Annotated in this window: 4 protein-coding genes and 1 pseudogene; 3 read left to right on the top strand and 2 right to left on the bottom strand. The window is 64.1% G+C overall.

Features of this window, described 5'->3' with window-relative positions; all coding sequences use genetic code 11:
- Window positions 1-278: pseudogene (locus EOD07_RS27625) on the bottom strand (EamA/RhaT family transporter); the annotation flags it as partial.
- Window positions 279-368: 90 nt separating this feature from the next.
- Between EOD07_RS27625 and EOD07_RS27630 the strand changes: the two are divergent.
- Window positions 369-1,295, top strand: coding sequence for a LysR family transcriptional regulator (locus EOD07_RS27630; protein WP_127237645.1), 927 nt, complete (start codon window positions 369-371; stop codon window positions 1,293-1,295).
- A 99-nt stretch (window positions 1,296-1,394) separates the two neighbouring features.
- On the opposite strand, the gene EOD07_RS27635 is transcribed toward EOD07_RS27630, so the two are convergent.
- Window positions 1,395-1,997 carry a hypothetical protein gene (locus EOD07_RS27635; RefSeq protein WP_127237646.1) on the bottom strand — a complete coding sequence of 201 codons (603 nt, stop codon included), beginning with the start codon at window positions 1,995-1,997 and terminating at the stop codon, window positions 1,395-1,397.
- Window positions 1,998-2,112: 115 nt separating this feature from the next.
- On the opposite strand from EOD07_RS27635, the gene EOD07_RS27640 reads away from it, so the two are divergent.
- Together EOD07_RS27640 and EOD07_RS27645 are read left to right on the top strand one after the other, a co-directional pair.
- Window positions 2,113-2,346: a DUF2093 domain-containing protein gene (locus EOD07_RS27640; RefSeq protein ID WP_040986608.1), complete on the top strand. Its 234-nt coding sequence runs from the start codon at window positions 2,113-2,115 to the stop codon at window positions 2,344-2,346.
- 134 nt (window positions 2,347-2,480) lie between these two features.
- Window positions 2,481-3,245, top strand: a complete 765-nt coding sequence (locus EOD07_RS27645; protein ID WP_164772587.1) for a glycosyltransferase family 92 protein — start codon at window positions 2,481-2,483, stop codon at window positions 3,243-3,245.
- Window positions 3,246-3,386 lie beyond the last annotated feature (141 nt).

Here is a 3,386-nt window from a genome sequence, read left to right on the forward strand (position 1 = left end):
GCGGTATAGAGCGCGACGAAGATGGCGCCGCCGAAGGCGAAGCGCCACAGCTCGTCGATCCTGGGCAGCGCCGGGCGCTTCACGGCGAGAAATATGGCGGCCGGGACCGCCGCGATGGCAAAGCGCAGCGCGCCGAGTTCCAGCGGCTGGAAGGCGGCGAGGCCGGCGCGGATCGCCGGGAAAGCCGAGGCCCAGCCGATGACCGTCAACGTCACCGCGACCGCGGCGGTGGTGTCCATGCGCTGTGTCTCATTCAACGTGCCGGTGTAAGCGCTCATTGCCGTAGCCTCGTCTTTCCGTGTCATGGAGGCAGAAAACGCCATTGCCGGCCGATTGACAAACGACCAATTCGAGGGTCAGCTGTGAGCATGGATCACAGCTCGGACCAGATATTGCCGCTCGAGACCCTGCGCGCCTTCGACGCGGCGGCGCGCACGGGGAGCTTTTCGGCGGCGGCCGAAAAACTCAACCTCACGCATGGCGCGGTGAGCCGCCAGATCGCCAAGCTGGAGGACTGGCTTGGCTTGAAAGTGTTCGAGCGCAACGCGCGCGGCGTCACGCTGACGATCGAGGGCAACCGCCTGCATTTGCGGACCGCCGAGGCCTTCGCCCTGATCTCGTTCAACTCCGACCGCTGGGTCGAGCCGCGCGGCACCGCCGTGGTGCGGCTGGCCTCGATCCCGTCGGTCAGTGGGCTTTGGCTGATGCCGCGCATGGCGACGCTCGAGAACAGCCCGACCAAGCTGCGCATCGTGCTCGATGTCGACAACCGCCAGGCCGATCTCGCCGACGAAGGCATCGATCTTTCGGTGCGCTGCGGGCGCGGCCGCATCCCCGGCCGGGTCTCGGTGCAGCTTTTTGAGGAGCAGGTTTTTCCCATCGCCTCGCCGGAGCTCGCCAGGGAGATCGGGCGTGGCGATCCTGCCCGGCTGCTGAAGTTCCCGCTGATCAACGATTCCGACGCGTCCGCATGGCGCGCATGGTTCGCAGCGCAAGACGTCGATTACCGTCCTCGTCCGCAGGACAGGCGTTTCGAGGACTATAATCTGGTGTTGGACGCGGCGGCGCACGGGTTGGGTGTCGCGCTGGCGCGCCCGCCGCTGACGGCAGACCAGCTTCAATCCGGGCGTATCGTCGGCGTCGATGAGCGCGTTGCGCTCAATCCGGTGTCCTATTGGATGGACCGCCCGGTCGGCCGGCCGCGCGCGGCCGCGGCGGACCTTGCCAAACGCATTGCCGAACAGGCTGGGCTTGCTCCGGAAAAGCTCGAAGCTTTCCTTCAGGACGACGTCTAAACGCGTCGCGATCTTTCAGATTCGCTCCATGCGCTTTAGGTTTTTGATTTTACGCATGTCTTCATCCCGAAACCGGTTCCCACTTTCGGGAGACATGCTTTAGCGAAGCAACAGCACCATGATCGTCGCGGTCACTGCCGAGACGACGGCCGTTACGACCGATATCGTCCAGAGCGATACCGCGACGGAATCGGAGCGCGGCGCATGACCGGCCGGACGGACAGCGGCACCGCGCGGCTGCGGCGCATTGGCGTTGGCCGCGACCAGCATCGAGGCGGAAGCCACGGCCGGCGAAAATGTGGACAATGCCGGCGCAGCCGCAGGCCTGGGCGTATTGTCGGCGACCGCTGCCGGTGGCGGGACGAAGCCGCGCGACGCCTGATCGGTATCCGTCGCCGCCCTGCCCGTCGGGGGTCTAGCCGGCGCATCGTCGGCGGCGGCATCGGGCTCCATGATGGCCCGGTAAGCATCCTCGGCCTCGGAGGACGACAGGCGTTGCGATGCCAGCGCGGCAGGGCGCGGCTGCGCGCTTTGCAGCGACTGGGCCGCGATCTGCGCCGCCTGTCCCGTAGAGGGCGCCTGCGGCTGGACCAGCGTCTTGATCAAGGCCGCCACCGCCGGATCGGCCTTGGGCGACGGCACCGGCTGCGGGGCGAGCGCTTCACCGATCAGCGCGTTCAAACGGGTCGAGGTGATGTCCATGCCGGCTTCCGGAAACCATTTTGCAGCTCAGCCATACCGGATGAGCATTGCGTCAAGCTTGACGTTGCTTGCGATTTGTGGCGATTGAAACCCCGATGAACGCAAGCGTCCTTTCATGATGAACCGTTTCGAAGGCCCGGGCGGCAGGGAAGCCCGGATCCGCTATCTCGACGGCGACTTCCAGGTCACCAGTCCCGGCTCATTCGTGCGCTGCGCGGTAACGGGCGAGAACATTCCCCTCGACGAGCTCAAATATTGGAGCGTCGCCCGGCAGGAGCCCTATGTGAACGCGGCGGTCTCGCTTGCCCGCGAGATCGAGATGCACCCGGAATTGCGCAAGCGGGGATAGGCCATGCGAGCCCATGCGCCGTGGCAATCAAGCTTGACAGCGCTTAGGGTACCGCATTGAAAAACTTCAGGAAATCTCTCAAGGCCTTTGTTCGCATGCCGCTATCCATGCGTGCGAGTTGGCGCGAGCGGGCAGTGTCTAAAGCTCCACGATTCAACCTGACGGCCTGCGCCATCTTCCGCGAGGAAGCGCCTTTCCTCGCCGAATGGATCAGATTCCACCAGAGCGTGGGATTTGAGCATTTCTATCTCTACAACAATTTCTCGACCGACGACTTCAAGACCGTGTTGGAGCCGTTCATCCAGCAAGGGCTGGTCACGCTGGTCGATTGGCCCCGGCCGGTGGGGCAGTTGTCGGCCTATAAGGACTGTATCCGCAGGCACTGGCGTGAAGCACTGTGGATCGGTCTGTTCGATATCGACGAATTTCTGTTCGCGCCCGACGGGCGTGACGTGCGCTCCGTCCTTGACGCTTATCGCGACCTGCCGGGCGTCTGTGTCTGGCAGGCGTTTTACGGTTCCTCCGGCCATGTCGAAAGGCCTGAAGGCCCGCTGGTCGAAGCCTACACGATGCGAGCCGGACCCGACATCACGACAGCCAAGACAATCGTCAACCCCCGCATGGTCTACAAGCCGGGCGTCCATCTGTCGAAATTCCTGTCCGGCGAAGCGATGGATACCCATCGACGGATCATCGTCCCCGGCATGCCTCCCAAGCTCGATATATTGAGGATCAATCACTATTGGTCGCGATCGCTCGCCGACCTGGACCAGAAAATCCGGCGCGGCGACGCCTCGACATCCGCGCCGCGCGACAGGGATTGGCATTTCGACTTCGAAAGCAAGCTCAATGTCGAGCGCGACGAGGCGATCCTGAAAGCGATGCGGCGCGCGGGGTAGAAGCGGCCCACCCCTTTCCCTCCCGACTGATGGTCCAAGTCGTCGTTGCGGTGCTGACTCTTTCGCGTTTCCGGGGCTATAGACGGCAAAGGGCGATGGGCACAGGGGGTATCGTGAAGGTTCTTGTGACCGGCGGGGGCG

The sequence above is a fragment of the Mesorhizobium sp. M2C.T.Ca.TU.002.02.1.1 genome (assembly GCF_003997225.1).

Bases quoted from the DNA above. Each gene is read 5' to 3' on its own strand.
- EOD07_RS27630 (WP_127237645.1), top strand. From the start codon at position 369: ATGGATCACAGCTCGGACCAGATATTGCCGCTCGAGACCCTGCGCGCC.
- EOD07_RS27635 (WP_127237646.1), bottom strand. From the start codon at position 1,997: ATGGACATCACCTCGACCCGTTTGAACGCGCTGATCGGTGAAGCGCTC.
- EOD07_RS27640 (WP_040986608.1), top strand. From the start codon at position 2,113: ATGATGAACCGTTTCGAAGGCCCGGGCGGCAGGGAAGCCCGGATCCGC.